The sequence below is a fragment of the Pseudomonas sp. DL genome (assembly GCF_047199225.1).
Classification (GTDB): domain Bacteria; phylum Pseudomonadota; class Gammaproteobacteria; order Pseudomonadales; family Pseudomonadaceae; genus Pseudomonas; species Pseudomonas aeruginosa.
Genome location: NZ_CP178323.1, coordinates 1,036,571 through 1,051,591, shown reverse-complemented (window position 1 = coordinate 1,051,591; position 15,021 = coordinate 1,036,571). Strand labels below are relative to the sequence as shown.

General features: G+C 68.5%; 16 protein-coding genes. 8 read left to right on the top strand and 8 right to left on the bottom strand.

The window, feature by feature from the left end; genetic code table 11:
- Nucleotides 1-132 precede the first annotated feature (132 nt).
- Both ACI766_RS04940 and fieF read left to right on the top strand, forming a co-directional pair.
- Nucleotides 133-549: a hypothetical protein gene (locus tag ACI766_RS04940; protein ID WP_003093116.1), complete on the top strand. Its 417-nt coding sequence runs from the start codon at nt 133-135 to the stop codon at nt 547-549.
- 88 nt (nt 550-637) lie between these two features.
- A complete protein-coding gene (fieF, locus tag ACI766_RS04935) occupies nt 638-1,534 on the top strand; it encodes a CDF family cation-efflux transporter FieF (protein WP_003093118.1) in 897 nt (298 codons plus the stop codon).
- On the opposite strand, the gene ACI766_RS04930 is transcribed toward fieF, so the two are convergent.
- The gene (locus tag ACI766_RS04930) at nt 1,527-2,210 is read right to left on the bottom strand and encodes a DUF6515 family protein (RefSeq protein ID WP_087823831.1); all 684 of its coding nucleotides are present in this window, start codon (nt 2,208-2,210) and stop codon (nt 1,527-1,529) included. The two genes, fieF and ACI766_RS04930, sit on opposite strands and share 8 nt — an antisense overlap.
- 447 nt (nt 2,211-2,657) lie before the next feature.
- On the opposite strand from ACI766_RS04930, the gene ACI766_RS04925 reads away from it, so the two are divergent.
- The 3 genes from ACI766_RS04925 to ACI766_RS04915 all read left to right on the top strand — a co-directional run bounded on the left by ACI766_RS04925 (nt 2,658) and on the right by ACI766_RS04915 (nt 4,071).
- Complete coding sequence (locus tag ACI766_RS04925; protein WP_003119210.1) at nt 2,658-3,167, top strand: Lrp/AsnC family transcriptional regulator; 510 nt, start codon at nt 2,658-2,660, stop codon at nt 3,165-3,167.
- A 201-nt stretch (nt 3,168-3,368) separates the two neighbouring features.
- Nucleotides 3,369-3,578, top strand: a complete 210-nt coding sequence (locus tag ACI766_RS04920) for a DUF2788 domain-containing protein (RefSeq protein WP_003093125.1) — start codon at nt 3,369-3,371, stop codon at nt 3,576-3,578.
- A 100-nt stretch (nt 3,579-3,678) separates the two neighbouring features.
- Nucleotides 3,679-4,071, top strand: a complete 393-nt coding sequence (locus tag ACI766_RS04915) for a globin (protein ID WP_003093127.1) — start codon at nt 3,679-3,681, stop codon at nt 4,069-4,071.
- A gap of 33 nt (nt 4,072-4,104) precedes the next feature.
- Here ACI766_RS04915 and ACI766_RS04910 read toward each other — a convergent pair whose 3' ends face one another.
- Nucleotides 4,105-4,674 (bottom strand): pseudouridine synthase, encoded by a 570-nt coding sequence (locus ACI766_RS04910; protein WP_003114324.1) that lies wholly within the window; start codon nt 4,672-4,674, stop codon nt 4,105-4,107.
- A gap of 138 nt (nt 4,675-4,812) precedes the next feature.
- Here ACI766_RS04910 and ACI766_RS04905 point away from each other — a divergent pair, with 138 nt between their 5' ends.
- On the top strand, nt 4,813-5,898 hold the full coding sequence (locus ACI766_RS04905; RefSeq protein ID WP_003118263.1) for an MBL fold metallo-hydrolase: 1,086 nt from the start codon (nt 4,813-4,815) through the stop codon (nt 5,896-5,898).
- On the opposite strand, the gene ACI766_RS04900 is transcribed toward ACI766_RS04905, so the two are convergent.
- The 6 genes from ACI766_RS04900 to ladS form a co-directional block, all read right to left on the bottom strand.
- Entirely contained in the window at nt 5,856-6,422 is a 567-nt protein-coding gene (locus ACI766_RS04900; RefSeq protein ID WP_003106057.1) for an SEC-C metal-binding domain-containing protein, read from the bottom strand. The genes ACI766_RS04905 and ACI766_RS04900 overlap by 43 nt on opposite strands.
- 150 nt (nt 6,423-6,572) lie before the next feature.
- Nucleotides 6,573-8,072 (bottom strand): AMP nucleosidase, encoded by a 1,500-nt coding sequence (gene amn, locus ACI766_RS04895; RefSeq protein WP_003119204.1) that lies wholly within the window; start codon nt 8,070-8,072, stop codon nt 6,573-6,575.
- Between the two features lie 54 nt (nt 8,073-8,126).
- Entirely contained in the window at nt 8,127-8,558 is a 432-nt protein-coding gene (locus ACI766_RS04890; RefSeq protein WP_003093139.1) for a PaaI family thioesterase, read from the bottom strand.
- 11 nt (nt 8,559-8,569) lie between these two features.
- Complete coding sequence (locus ACI766_RS04885; RefSeq protein WP_003119203.1) at nt 8,570-10,219, bottom strand: acyl-CoA dehydrogenase family protein; 1,650 nt, start codon at nt 10,217-10,219, stop codon at nt 8,570-8,572.
- Complete coding sequence (locus ACI766_RS04880; protein ID WP_003093144.1) at nt 10,216-10,863, bottom strand: TetR/AcrR family transcriptional regulator; 648 nt, start codon at nt 10,861-10,863, stop codon at nt 10,216-10,218. Before ACI766_RS04880 ends, ACI766_RS04885 begins: the two co-directional genes overlap by 4 nt.
- Before the next feature lie 105 nt (nt 10,864-10,968).
- The gene (gene ladS, locus ACI766_RS04875) at nt 10,969-13,356 is read right to left on the bottom strand and encodes a hybrid sensor histidine kinase/response regulator LadS (RefSeq protein WP_076938844.1); all 2,388 of its coding nucleotides are present in this window, start codon (nt 13,354-13,356) and stop codon (nt 10,969-10,971) included.
- A gap of 210 nt (nt 13,357-13,566) precedes the next feature.
- On the opposite strand from ladS, the gene ACI766_RS04870 reads away from it, so the two are divergent.
- The gene (locus ACI766_RS04870) at nt 13,567-14,364 is read left to right on the top strand and encodes a hydroxymethylpyrimidine/phosphomethylpyrimidine kinase (protein ID WP_003100335.1); all 798 of its coding nucleotides are present in this window, start codon (nt 13,567-13,569) and stop codon (nt 14,362-14,364) included.
- A gap of 10 nt (nt 14,365-14,374) precedes the next feature.
- The gene (thiE, locus tag ACI766_RS04865; RefSeq protein WP_003093148.1) at nt 14,375-15,004 is read left to right on the top strand and encodes a thiamine phosphate synthase; all 630 of its coding nucleotides are present in this window, start codon (nt 14,375-14,377) and stop codon (nt 15,002-15,004) included.
- Nucleotides 15,005-15,021 lie beyond the last annotated feature (17 nt).

Sequence of the window (15,021 nt, the reverse complement as noted above, 5' to 3'; positions counted from 1 at the left end):
GGACTGACCGACGAAGTATACCGGCGAACCGGCAGGCGCTTTCGACGGTCTTATCGTCATCGTCGCGGCAGAAGATTGCCGAACGCTGGTCGATTGCTATAGTTCGCCGTCATGTTCACCCGGAGGTCATACATGCGCCTTGCCACCCGCGTTTCCTGTGCCGTTCTCAGTGCAGCCCTGCTGAGCCAGTTGTCGGCCTGCGGTACGCTGTTCTACCCCGAGCGACGCGGCCAGATCGACGGTCGCATCGATCCGGCCATCGTCGCCTTCGACGCCATCGGCCTGCTGTTCTATATCATCCCCGGCCTGATCGCCTTCGGCGTCGACTTCGCCACCGGCGCCATCTACCTGCCCGACGCCAAGTACTCGGTCGCCCCGGAAGTGCTCAAGGATGCCGTCGGCGCGGACGGCAAGGTCGACAACCGCAAGCTCAAGGCTATCCTCGAACGCGAGATCGGCCGTGAACTGCCGCTCGACGACCCGCGCCTCATCCGCCACAGCGGCAGCGTCGAGCAACTGGCGGCCTATGGCCTGAAGCCGGCCGCCTGATCCGCCCTCCGAGCGCGACCGTGCGTCAGTGCCCGGTCGCCGCCCGGTTGGTTTACAGTGGCGCCGTCCCTCCTGACAGAAGCGCCCCATGAGTCCCGATTCCCCCCACGCCCGCCTGCTGCGCCTGGCCACCCTGGCCTCGCTCGGTGTCGCCGTCACCCTGGTCATCGGCAAGGCCATTGCCTGGTGGCTGAGCGGTTCGGTGAGCCTGCTCGCCGGCCTCACCGACTCCCTGCTGGACAGTGCCGCCTCGCTGCTCAACCTGCTGGCGGTGCACTATTCGCTACGCCCGGCCGACGACGACCACCGCTACGGCCACGGCAAGGCCGAGGCCCTGGCCGGCCTGGCCCAGGCCATGTTCATCGGTGCCAGCGCGGTGCTGGTGGCTATCCAGGCGGTCGAGCAATTGCGCGACCCGCAGCCCCTCGGCGCGGCCACCTGGGGCATCGCGGTGATGCTGCTGTCGCTGCTGCTCACGGCCCTTCTCCTGGCCTTCCAGACCCACGTCATCCGCCGCACCGGTTCCACCGCGATACGCGCCGACTCGCTGCACTACCGCTCGGACCTGCTGCTCAACGCCAGCATCCTCGTGGCACTGCTCCTGGCCCGCTACGGCTGGCCACAGAGCGACGGCCTGTTCGGCCTGGGCATCGCCCTGTACATCCTCTGGAGCGCCCTGCAGATCGCTCGCGAGTCGGTGTCGATCCTGATGGACCGGGAACTGCCTACCGACATCAGCGAGCGCATGCGCGAACTCGCCTGCAGCGTGCCGGGAGTGCTCGGCGCGCACGACGTGCGCACGCGGATTTCCGGCAACCACTGGTTCGTCCAGTTGCACCTCGAACTGCCCGGCGAGCTGAGCCTGTCGGTGGCCCACGCCCTGACCGACCGCGCAGTGCTGGCGATCAAGCGCGAATACCCGAAGGCCGAGGTGCTGATCCATGCCGACCCGCAGGAAGTGGTCGGCAAGGAAACCGTCAGTTGACGCTGTAGCCGCGCCCGCTCAGGCAGGCGGCCATGGCCCGGCGGTAGCCGTTGGCGACCTCGGCGGCCGGCGCGTAGGTCGCCCCCGCCGGGTCGAAGCCGCTCTCGCCCACCGCCCAGCGGTGGCACTCGTAGCGGTCGCGGCCCTGCTGGTCGGGCCCCTGGCCGCGCGCGGGGTAGGCCACCACGTCGTAGCTGGCGGCCGGCCCGCTGACCGGATAACCGGGTCCCGCTGCCCGCGGCGGCGGGCTGACCACTTCGTACTCGCGGGTGTCGGCATGCCACAGGTAGTAAGTGCCGGCGGCAAGGAAGTACAGCACGCTGCCCAGCCAGACCTGCTCCGCATAGGGCGGCAGGCTGCGGACGCGCACCCCGCGGGGCGGCACGACCAGCACATAGCGCGGGCCGTCGGGTCGGTACCAGTAGCCGTCGTCGAAGAAATACTCGCCGCCGCGATAGGGCACCCGCAGGTGTCCGCGCGGCAAGGCCTCCACCACCCGGCCCGGACGCCAGTCGGGATGCGGTCCCCAACTGCCGCCATGCGCTTCGCCGCGGCCAGGTCCCGGTTGTCCGTGGGCAACACCGCGCTCGCCGCCGGCTCCACCGCGTCCCCCTCGGCCGTCGTCGGCCTGCGCCTGGACGCACAGGCTCAGCGAGAGAGCGCCCACCCCGAGCATTCGCCACCATCCACCGTTCATCGTCTGCCTCGCCCCGGACCTGGTCGCCCGGCCACGTTCGAATGATCCCGGGAACGACTTTCCGCCGTTTTCCGCCAAGGGTGGGTAAACGCCGGGTAAAGAATGGGTAAAAGCGCGGCACGGGCCGGATCGCGGGCAAAGAAAAAGGGAGGCCCGTCGACCTCCCTTCTGGGGTAACTGTCCTGGCTCGGCGCTGTTGGCGACGGCTCACCTCACTCCACCTTCTGGGCGGTGTGCAACCCGGAGGCCGGCGCAACCCTGTAGGGTCGGCGGCCACGGCTGGCCTGATTGGGCGAGCCGTGATGGACGAGATGTCCGGGCCGTGAATCTGGGTAAAAGAATACGTCGCCAGGCGCGACCAATGATTGCTAATATTGCTCACCAGAACCTTGATTGCGCAATAAATCACTCAAATTCGCCTTGCCAATGGCAATCAACCTGAAAGAAATCCTCGCCATGAACAAACTCGACCGCTACGACCTGCGTATCCTCGAAGAACTCCAGCGCGACGCACGCATCTCCAACCAGGAACTGGCAGAACGGATAGGCCTGTCGCCATCGCCCTGTTCGCGACGGGTCAAGCAGCTCGAGGACGACGGCTACATCGTCCGCCAGGTAGCCTTGCTGGACCGCAAGAAGCTCGGCCTGAGCCTCACCGCCTTCGTCCTCATAGGCATGGACCGACACACCCCGGAACGCTTCGAACATTTCCAGGAAGTCATCGGCAAATGCCCGGAAGTGCTGGAGTGCAGCCTGGTCACCGGGATGGACGCGGACTACCAGTTGAAGGTCGTGGTGCCGGACATGGACCACTACCAGAAGCTCCTGCTGGGTACCCTGACACGCATCGAGGGGGTCTCCAGCGTGCGCTCCAGCTTCGTCCTCAACCAGGTGCTGGCGAGTACCGAACTGCCGCTGGAGCACCTGCGCGATTGATCGTAGCGAGACCTGGGACATGACACGGAACAGGCGGCATGCCGTATAATCGGCAGCCTGTTTCAGTTGTCATGCCCGCGTGGCCCCCGCATATAAAGAGCAGCCTGCTCGTAGAACGATAAACGCCTTGCCCGCCCCCCATGGCACGCTCCGTCCGACCGCGAGCCGGACTTCGTTTGCTTGAAAATCCGGAGGTTGCCAATGGATCCCGAACTGTTCGAAGAGTGGATGATGACCGGTCTGGTGACCGTGCTTATCCTGTTCATGGCTTTCATCGTGTGGGACCTGGCGAAGAAGTCGAAAGCCGGCAAGTTCGGAACCCTGATCCTGTTCTTCGCCCTCGGCCTGGGCGTACTGGGCTTCATCATCAAGGGCCTGGTCATCGGCAGCCTCGAAGGCGCGGGCATGTAACCCCGGCGCCACGCGCGTCATCCAACCACTCGTAATCATCCGCCGGCCCCGGCCAACGGGGCCGGCTCGCCTTGCCATTGCCTAGAACAAGGGAGTCGCCATGAACGCCGCCGACCGCGTCATGCAGAGTTATGGACGCTGCTGTGCCAGCACCGGATTCTTCGATGATTTCTACCGGCATTTCCTTGCCAGTTCCCCGCAGATTCGCGCCAAGTTCGCCACCACCGACATGACTGCGCAGAAACACCTGCTGCGTGCCGGAATCATGAACCTGGTGATGTACGCCCGCGGCATGTCCGACAGCAAGCTGCGCGCACTCGGCGCCAGCCATTCGCGCGCCGCGCTGGATATCCGCCCGGAACTCTACGACCTGTGGCTGGACGCCCTGCTGATGGCGGTCGCCGAGCACGACCGCGACTGCGACGCCGAGACCCGCGACGCCTGGCGCGACGTGATGGGTCGCGGCATCGCCGTGATCAAGTCGTACTACTGATCGTTCCGCGCCCGCTGGACGACGCCCCTCTCGTCAGTCCAGCCGCGCCGGCACTTCCCGCCATTCCCCGAGGCCCAGGCCGTCCAGGCTCCAGGGGCCGATCCGCACCCGCACCAGCCGCAGCGTCGGCAAGCCCACCGCCGCCGTCATCCGCCGTACCTGGCGATTGCGCCCCTCGCGAATCACCAGTTCCAGCCAGTGGGTCGGCACCGACTTGCGAAAACGCACCGGCGGCACCCGCTCCCACAACGTCGGCTCATCCAGCAGACGCGCCTCGGCGGGCAGCGTCGGGCCGTCGTTGAGCGTCACGCCCTCGCGCAGGCGCCGCAATTGCTCCTCGTCCGGCGTGCCTTCGACCTGCACCCAGTAGGTCTTCGGCAGCTTGTGCCGGGGGTCGGCGATGCGCGCCTGCAGGCGACCGTCGTTGGTCAGCAGCAACAGGCCCTCGCTGTCGCGGTCCAGGCGCCCGGCCGGATACACGCCCGGCACCGGGATGAAGTCCTTGAGGGTCGAGCGCCCTTGCTCGTCGTTGAACTGGGTCAGTACGTCGAACGGCTTGTTGAACAGCAGCAGCTTCGGCTCGCTCGGCGGCGCCTTGGCCACCCGGCGTGGCGCAGGGCGGACGGGATGACGCGGGGAAGGACGCGGGGGACGGGACATGACTGGAAACGAGTTGGCTTGATCGGGGTACCGGGCGGCATGCTAGGTTGTCCGAGAGCCTGACCGCAAGAGCATCCCCTCATGCCCTCCCTGCGTCCCACCTGGCTGATCAGCCTGCTGACCCTGGCCGGCTGCGCTGGCAGCGCCTATCAGGGTCCGCCTTCGGACCATTTCGACGGCGAACGTTTCCGCAATATCCAGCCGACCGCGCACAAGAGCCTGCGCGACCTGCTCAAGTGGCAGTGGAACCGCCCGCCGCAACGCCCGTGGTTCGCCCTGCCGCCGACGGCAACGCCGCCAAGGGTGAACGAGCGCGCCCGCGGCGAAGAACTGCGGGTCACCTACATCAACCACGCCACCCTGCTGATCCAGCACCGCGGCCTGAACATCCTCACCGACCCGGTCTGGTCGCAACGGGTCAGCCCGCTCGCCTTCATCGGCCCGAAGCGCCACCATCCGCCCGGGTTGACGCTCGACCAGTTGCCACCGATCGACCTGGTGCTGGTGAGCCACAACCACTACGACCACCTCGACCTGGAAACCCTGCGCCAGCTCCACCGGCGCTGGCCGACGGCCAAGGTGGTCAGCGGCCTGGGCAACGCCGGGCTGATCCGCCAGACAGGTTTCGCCGACGTCGTGGAGATCGACTGGTGGCAGGCCGTGCCGCTGGGCGCTGGCCTGACGCTGCATGGCGTACCGGTGCAGCACTGGTCGTCGCGCACCCGCAGCGACACCAACCGCACGCTCTGGCTCGGCTTCGTCATCGACTCGCCGGATGGCCCGCTGCTGTTTCCCGGCGATACCGGGCTCGGCCCGGAGTTCGGGCTGATCAACCAGCGCTTCGGGGCGATGCGTTTCGCCGCCCTGCCGATCGGCGCCTACGAGCCGCGCTGGTTCATGCGCGACCACCACATGAATCCCGACGACGCGGTGCAGGCCCATCGCACGCTGCAGGCGCAGACCAGCATGGCCATCCACTTCGGTACCTTCAATCTCACCGACGAACAGCAGGACGACCCGCCCAAGGCGCTCCAGGCGGCACTGCGCAGCCAAGGCGTGGACCCGGCGACCTTCGGCACGCCGAAACCCGGCGAGCAGTGGCGCGTCGCACCGCGCAACGTCGCTCAGGAGGCCGAGGCCACCAGGCGGGAGCAGCAGTTGCGGTAGCGCTTGCCGCTGCCGCACGGACAAGCCTGGTCGCCACGGCCGCCCAGGGCCAGCCAGCTTTCCAGGCGCGCGGCCATCCCGGCCAGGCGCTCGCGGGCCTCGTCGTCCAGGCCGGCGCGGGCCAGTTGGCGCCGCAGGCCGAGATAGTCTTCCAGCAGGACATCGCGGCTGAGCGCCTGGTACTGGTCGGCCAGCGGCACGCCTTCGTAGCGCCGCTGCGGGTCGGCCAGGAAAGCGATGGCGCCCGCCTGCGGCAGGACATTCCACAGGTTGCCGCGCGGATCGCGCCAGCAAGCGCTGAAACGCGCGCGCAGGGCCAAGCCACGCCATTCTTCCAGGATCCAGCCATCGACCCGCTCGCCGCCGAGGGCCTCGACCGCCCGCCCGACCGAGAACCACGGTTCGCCGGCCAGGCTTTCCGGCATCGGCAACGGCGCTGCCACTTCCGGCGCGGCATCGGGCACCAGGCGACGGGCGAAGCGACGGAGCGGGTTGCTGAGATGAGTGGGGACGCTGAACGGCATGGGGCTCACATCGATGGCAGGCGTGGTCGTTCCGACCGGCAGAGGGCGCCGCGGTTCCACGCAGGGCGAAGGGCCATCATTGTAGGGCCTCGGCGCCGCGAGGCGTAGAAGCGCGCCGAGGTTTCCGCACGGAAACCGCGGCGCGTCCGATCAACGGAACGGCGGCTCGTCGAAACTCCGCAGCTTGCGCGAGTGCAGCGAGTTGAGCTGGCTGCGCAACAGGTCGAGGGCGGCGATGCCGATCCGCAGGTGCTGGTTCACCGCGCGCTCGTAGAAGGCGTTGGCCGAGCCGGGCAGCTTGATCTCGCTGTGCAGCGGCTTGTCCGAGACGCACAGCAACGTGCCGTAGGGCACCCGCAGGCGGTAGCCCTGGGCGGCGATGGTGCCGCTCTCCATGTCCACCGCGATGGCCCGCGCCAGGTTGATCAGTGGCCGCTCCTGGGCCCAGCGCAGCTCCCAGTTGCGGTCGTCGTAGGTGAGCACGGTGCCGGTGCGCAAGCGTCGCTTGAGCGACTCGCCGCGCTCGCCGGTGACTTCGGCGGCGGCTTCCTGCAAGGCGACCTGGACTTCGGCCAGCGCCGGGATCGGGATGTGCGGCGGCAGCGCGCGGTCGAGGATGCCGTCGCGGCGCATGTAGGCGTGCGCCAGTACGTAGTCGCCGATGGTCTGCGACTGCCGCAGGCCGCCGCAGTGGCCGATCATCAGCCAGCAATGCGGACGCAACACCGCCAGGTGGTCAGTGATGTTCTTCGCGTTGGACGGGCCGACCCCGATGTTGACCAGGGTGATGCCGTCGCCATCGGCGGCGATCAGGTGGTAGGCCGGCATCTGGTAGCGGTGCCAGACCACCCCGGCGACGATGGCGTTGGCCTCGCCTTCGTCCATCCCGCGTTCGATGATCACGTTGCCCGGCAGGACCATGCGCACGAAGCGCGGGTCCTCGCGCAGGCGGGTCAGGCCGAGGCGGATGAACTGGTCGACGTAGCGGTGGTAGTTGGTCAGCAGGATCCACGGCTGCACGTGGCGCCAGTCGCTGCCGGTGTAGTGCACCAGGCGGCGCAGGGAGAAGTCCACCCGCGCGGCGTCGAACAGCGCCAGCGGCAACTGGTCGGCGCGTTCCCATTCGTAGAGGCCGTCGGCGATGTCGTCGGAAGCGGCGGACAGGTCGGTGCTGGGGAACACCCGCGCCAGCTCGGCGGCGGTCACCCCGGAGCCGGCCAGCTCGTCGCCCTGCTCGACCACGTAGGGATAGGGGATGTCCTGTTGGCTCGGGCCGACCTGCACCTGCACGGTGAAATCGTCCATCAGCGGACGCAACTGTTCCAGCAGGTACTTGCGGAAGGCGTCGGGGTGGGTGACGGTGACGCTGTATTCGCCCGGCACCTGGACCTTGGCGTAGGCGCGGGTGGTGGACGGCACCTCGCCCTGGCAGCGGTAGCCGATGCGCAGTTGCGGGTAGTGGAAGTTCTGCCGCTCGGCCTCGCTTGGCTCGATGCGCTCCTTGATGTAGCGCTTGAGCGCCTGGCTCAGCGCCGCGGTGGCCTGGCGGTGCAGCTCGGCAAGACGGTCGACGGCCTCCTCGGCCGTGCGGGCGACGACGAACCCGTCGTCGGAATCGATACTCATGGTGGGCTTCCTGTCGGTTCGCATGGAAAACATCTTGCCTGTACCGACAGGAAAACACAGCGCTTTTCTCCCGTTACCTCATTCGGCCAGCGCCACCACCGCCATGGTCACGGTGGCCTTGCTGAACAGGTGCCGCCGACCGTCCCGCTCGGCGAACACCTCGGCCTCGACCACCGTCACCTGGCGCCCGGCCTTGAGCACCTCGGCGCGACACAACAGGCGCTGGCAAAGCGCCGGGCGCAACAGGTTGAGCTTGAACTCCAGGGTCAGCACCGTCTGCCCCTCCTCCACCAGGGTCGCGGCGGCGGCCCCGGCGGCATGGTCGGCCAGGGTCGCCTGGACCCCGGCATGGATGAAGCCGTTCTGCTGGGCGTGGCGGGGCAGGATGTCCAGCCCCGCTTCGACCCAACCCGGCCCGCAGTCCAGCGGACGGATGCCGAGGTCGCCGACGAAACTGGCCGCGGCGAAGCCCTGCTCGACCAGCTCCCGGTAGCGCGGATGCGCCTGCATCGCGACGCGCCTCAGGCCAGGTGCGGGGTGGCGCGAGCCAACAGCGCCTCGACCTCGACGCCGCGCGGCAGGGTGCCGTAGACCCGCCCGCCGTCCCCCAGGCGACTGCCGATGAAGGCGTCGGACACCGCGGAGTTGCCGGCTTCCAGCAACAGCTTGGCCTGCAGGGCGATCGCCACGTCCTCGGTGAGCTGGCGGGCGCGGTACTGGATGTCGGCGGTGTCGGCGAAGGCCGCCTTGAGGTTGCCGATGTGCGCGGCGAGACGGGCGTCGCCATGGCCGTCGCCCAGTTCGGCGAACAACGCGTCGAGCACCCCCGGCTCCTTCGACAGGGCACGCAGCACGTCCAGGCACTGCACGTTGCCGGAACCTTCCCAGATCGAGTTCACCGGGGCCTCGCGGTACAGCCGCGGCAGGATGGTTTCCTCGACGTAGCCGGCACCGCCCATGCATTCGGAGGCTTCGTTGATCATCGCCGGGGCACGCTTGCAGATCCAGTACTTGCCCACCGCGGTGACCAGGCGGGCGAACTTCTCCTCCTGCTCGTCGTGGCCACGGTCCAGGGCATGCCCCATGCGCAGGGTCAGGGCCAGCGCCGCCTCGCTTTCCAGGGCCAGGTCGGCGAGCACGTTCTGCATCAGCGGTTGCTCGGCCAGCACCCGCCCGCCGACCTTGCGGTAGGCACAGTGGTGGGCGGCCTGGGTCAACGCCTGACGCATCAGTGCGCTGGAGCCGATCATGCAGTCGAAGCGGGTCATGGCGACCATCTCGATGATGGTCGGCACGCCACGGCCCTCTTCGCCGACCATCCAGGCCAGGGCGCCGCGATACTCGATTTCGCTGGAGGCGTTCGACCAGTTGCCCAGCTTGTCCTTCAGGCGCTGGATGTAGAACTGGTTGCGGCTGCCGTCCGGCCGGTGGCGCGGCAGCAGGAAGCAGGTCAGGCCCTTGTCGGTGTAGGCCAGGGTGAGGAAGGCGTCGCACATCGGCGCCGAGCAGAACCACTTGTGCCCGACCAGTTCGTAGGCCTGCCCCGGCCCGGGAATCCCCACCGGGTAGGCCCGCGTGGTATTGGCCCGGACGTCGGTGCCGCCCTGCTTCTCGGTCATCGCCATGCCGATGGTGACGCCCGCCTTCTGCTCCATCGGCACGTTGCGCGGGTCGTACTCGCGGGAGAGGATCTTCGGCAGCCATTTCTCGGCCAGGTCCGCCTGCAGGCGAATCGCCGGCACGCTGGCGTAGGTCATGGTCAACGGGCAACCGGTGCCGGCCTCCGCCTGGCTGTGCAGGTAGGACAGCCCGGCCCGCGCCACCTGGGCGCCGGGGCGCGGGTCGGTCCAGGGCAGCGAGGGCAGTTCGTGCTCGATGGCGGCGCGCATCAGCTCGTGGTAGGCGGGATGGAACTCCACCAGGTCGACGCGGTTGCCGTAGCGGTCGTGGCTATGGAACTCCGGCTTGTGCTGGTTGGCCAGGAAGCCGGCCGCCATCAGCGGGCCGCCGGCCAGCTCACCGTAGCGCTGCAGGCGCTCCTCGGCCCAGCCGCCCTGGTAGCGACGCACCCACTCCTGGAGAGGCAGGTCGAGGCGGTAGAGGTTGGCGCCATCCAGCGACGGTACCTGGTTGGTCACTTCGTGGGTTTCGGCGTACTGGTGCAGGTTCATGAGGGTTCCTCGCAGACAGGCGCGCCCACCGCGCGCAGGCAGAAGTTCACCAGAGCCGTACTCACCGGCTCCAGACTCGGTTCCGGCTGGCCGCTGTCGCGAGCGGCGCGCGCCGGGGGAGACAAGGGGCCGACCAGCGCCTCGGCGATGGCCCCGACCAGGCAGGCCGCGGCAAGCGGCACCAGGGAAAGCTGGAATGCGCCACTGCGCCGGCCCTCCTCGAGCAGTTCGACGAACAGTGCGGCGTAGGCCTCGCGATAGCGCAGGCGCTGCTCGTCGACTTCAGGATCCACCGGCTCGGCGATCAGGGCGAAGGCCAGCCGCTGGCTGCTCCAGGCGCGCGCGGCGAAGCGCCGCAAGCCCTCGGCCAGGCGCCAGGCGGGCGCGCCGGGACCGCGCAGAACGACGGCCAGGGCATCGACCTCACGCTGGCTGGCGCGGCGGAAGATTTCCGCCGCCAGCTCGCCCTTGCCCCGGAAGTGGCGGTACAGGCTGCCGGTGGCGATCCCCGCGTCGTCGGCCAGGGCCTGCATGGTCAGCGCGGCGAAACCGCCCTCCGCGACACGCCGCAGGCCTAGCTGGAGGATGCGCTCGCGCAGCGCGGAATCGCGTTGCAGGCGGCGTTCGGTGACACGATAGACCATGACTGAATCCGGATTCACTTTTTCCCAGTGAATCACGCTTCAGGCTTTGCCTAAAGAGACATACAGGTCGCGCAGGCCGGCATTTCAGCCAGCCGCGGAACGGCTTCAGGCGGTCTTGGTGACGATCGGCTGGCACAGCAGCCAATCGTGCAGCAGGGTCTGCAACTCTTCGAACTTGACCGGCTTGGCCATGTAGTCGCTCATGCCCGCCGCCAGGCAGCGCTCGCGATCGCCGCTGTGGCTGTGGGCGGTCAACGCCAGCACCGGCAGTTCCGCGCAGCCGGGCAGCGCGCGGATCGCCCGACAGGTGGCGAAGCCGTCCATCACCGGCATCTGGCAGTCGAGCAGTACGCCGTCCGGCCGCTCGCGCGCCAGCAACTCCAGGGCTTCGCTACCGTTGTCGGCGGTGCGCACCCGGTAGCCGAGCTTGAGCAGCATGCCGCGAGTCACCAACTGGTTGATGGCGTTGTCCTCCACCACCAGCACCGTGCACTCCTCGGGACGCCGCACCGCCTGCCCGCCGGCGCGCCGCGGCGGCGGCGCCAGGCCCTGGGCCGGCTGGGTCAGTTGCAGGCGCAGGAGGAAGCGGCTGCCCTGTCCCGGCCGGGACTCGTGGGTCAGCTCGCCGCCAAGCAGCTCCACCAGCTTGCGGCACAGAGCCAGGCCGATGCCGAGGCCTCCGTAGCCACGGGTCAACGAGCTGTCGGCCTGGACGAAACGCTGGTAGAGGTCGCTGCCGGCGGCCATGTCGAAACCGATGCCGGTGTCGATCACTTCCACCCGCAGCGCCACCCCGTCATGGGTACGCCCGGCGGCGACGCGCAGGGTCACGCTGCCCTTGGCGGTGAACTTGATCGCGTTGTCGACCAGGTAGCCCAGCGCCTGGGCCAGCTTGCCGGCATCACCTTCGAGGGTATCCGGCAGGCTGTCGTCCAGTTGCAGGGCGAAGCGCAGGCCCTTCTCCTCGGCGCGCGGCGCGTACTGCGCGCGCAGGCTGTCGAACAGGCCGCGCAGGCTGAACGGCTCGCGGCGCGGGTAGAGCTTGCCGGCCTGCAGTTCGATGAGGGCGAGGATGTCGTTGACCATCCGCATCATGTCCCGCGCCGAACCGGCGGCGGTGCGCTGGTACTCGGCGAGTTCGACGTCCATCGGCACCGTCTGCATCAGCTCCAGCGAACCGATCACCCCGCTCATCGGGGTGCGCAGTTCGTGGGTGACGGTGGCGAGGAACTCGTCCTTCAGGCGGTTGCTGTTGGCCAGTTCCTGGTTCAGCGCTTCCAGCTTGCGGCTGGACTCCTGGAGGATTCGCGCGCGCTCCTCCTTCATTGCGTTGATCCGGTCGGCCAGTGCCAGCGACAGCAAGCCCACCTCCAGCGCCGAACCGATCTGGCTGGCATACATGGTGAGGAACATGTTCGGCAGGTAGCCGAGGACCATCAGGGTGTTGACGATGCCGCCGAGAAGGAAGGCGGTCCAGGCGATGATGAAATAGCGCGCCACGCGCATGCCGCGCAGCCAGGCGAGGATGCCGGCGGCGAAGATCAGGCCGGTGAAGGCCAGCGCCAGGTAGGTGGCCAGGCGCAGGGCCACGGCGTAGCTCATGGTCAGCGCCATCAGCATGACCAGCGCGCCGACCGCCATCAGCGCCAGCAGGCCGCGGTCGACCCACACGCTGTGGTCGCGGGTATGCAGGAAGCTGCGCGCGAACTGGCAGCCGAACAGCGCCGCCGAACCGATCAGGAATGGCGTGGCGGCGTTCGCCCACCAGGGGCTGTCGGGCCAGAAGTACTCGATGCCGGCGCCGTTCACCGAGACCTGGTAGAGCCCGAACGAAGCGATATAGAGGATGTAGTAGAGATAGCTGGTATCGCGGACGCTGAGGAAGATGAACAGGTTGTAGATCAGCATCACCAACAGCACGCCATAGATGATGCCGAGCACATAGATGCGTTCGGGCTGCTCCTCCAGGTAGGCCTTGGGCGACCACAGGGTCAGCGGCGCCTGGATCGACCCCTGGCTTTCCAGCCGCAGGTAGACACGCTGCGGCTTGTTCGGCTCGAGGCCGAGTTCGAACAGGTAGTTGTTCTGCCGGATCGGCCGACTGGCGAACGGCAATGTGTCGCCGGTGCGCTGGGCGAGGCGGTAGCCGCCCTGGCCATCGGGCAGGTAGAGGTCGAGCTTGTCCAGCGGCGGATAGGCCAGCTCCAGCAGCCAGGTGCGCGGATCGCTGGAGGCGACCGGCCGGTAGTCCAGGTCCAGGCGCAACCAGAACACCGAGCGCGAATAGCCGGCATTGAGCACGTCCTTGTCATGGCGGCGGAAGCTGCTGTCGATGGCCCGCGAGGTGATGTCGTTGATATCGGCGCTACCGCGCACGTCCTCGAACACGTCGATGGACTGCCCCAGCGGCAGGCGCTCGACCTGCTCGTTGAAGCTCACCGCACCCGCCAGGCACGGCAACGCAAGAAGAAAGAGAATCAGCCAGTGCCGCATGATGCCCCGCAGTGCTCCTCGAACGGACCGGGAGCCCCACCTCCCTCGTCATGGTCCGCCCTTGGCGAGCGTTGTATGAATATTCGCCGAACTTTAGCACACGCCACGCCACGTCAGGCCCGGGACGTGTCACGCAGGGCCCGGGCGCGGCGCCCGAAAGGTCGTCCGCGCAGCCGCCACGAAGCGCTTTTAGTGGTAAGCTCACGCGCCATGAAAACACCGACTTCCCGCCCCGTAGTGCTCTGCCTGTCCGGTCACGACCCCAGTGGTGGCGCCGGACTACAAGCCGACATCGAAGCCCTGCTCGCCCAGGGCTGCCACGCCGCCCCGGCGGTCACCGCGCTGACCGTGCAGGACACCGTCAACGTCAGCGACTTCCGCGTCCTCGACCGCGAGTGGGTGCTGGCCCAGGCCAACGCCGTACTCGCCGACCTGCCCGTCGCGGCGGTCAAGCTGGGTATGCTCGGTTCGCTGGAGATGGTCGACACGGTGGCCGAGATCCTCGCCGCCCACCCGCACTTGCCGGTGGTCTGCGATCCGGTGCTGCGCGCCGGCGGCGGCGGTGCGTTGGGCAAGGGCGACGTCGGCTTCGCCATGCGCGAGCGGCTGCTGCCGCGCGCCACCATCGCCACGCCGAACCTGCCGGAAGCGCGCCTGCTCGCCGACCTGCCCGAGGGCAGCGCCGACCAGTGCGCCGAGCGCCTGCTGGAACACTGCGAGCACCTGTTGATCACCGGCGGACACGGCGACGAAAGCGAAGTGCACAATCGCCTGTACAGCCGCGACGGCAGCCGCCGCACCTTCACCTGCCAGCGCCTGCCCGGCAGCTACCATGGCTCCGGCTGCACCCTGGCCAGCGCCCTGGCCGGTCGCATCGCCCTCGGCGAAGCGCTGCACGGCGCCGTGCAGAGCGCCCTCGACTACACCTGGCGGACCCTGCGCGACGCCGAGAGTCCGGGCCACGGCCAATACGTGCCGCGCCGCCTGCCCACCGACTTCTGTCACTGAGAGCCAGCCGATGAAACTGCGCGGCCTGTACGCCATCACCGATAGCCAGCTACTGGACGACGGCCGCCTGCTGCCCTACGTCGAAGCCGCGCTCCGCGGAGGCGCGCGCCTGCTGCAATACCGCGACAAATCCAGCGACCAGGCGCGGCGCCTGCGCGAGGCGGAAAGCCTGCGCGAACTCTGCGAACGCCACGGCGCGCAGTTGATCGTCAACGACGACGCCGAACTCGCCGCGCGCCTGGGCGTCGGCCTGCACCTCGGCCAGACCGACGGTTCGCTGTCGGCGGCGCGCGCCCTGCTCGGCCGCCAGGCGATCATCGGCGCCACCTGCCACGCCCAACTGGAACTGGCCGAGCAGGCGGTGGCCGAGGGCGCCAGCTACGTCGCCTTCGGCCGCTTCTTCAATTCCAGCACCAAACCCGGCGCCCCCGCCGCCAGCGTCGAACTGCTCGACCAGGCCCGGCCGCGCCTGCACCTGCCGATCACCGCCATCGGCGGCATCAGCCTCGACACCGCGCCCGGCCTGATCGCCCGCGGCGTCGATCTGGTCGCCGTGATCCATGCGCTGTTCGCCGCCGCGTCCGCCGCCGAGGTGGAACGCCGCGCCCGCGCCTTCAGCGCCCTGTTCGAACCTGCCTGACGCCTCCGCGCCTCGCC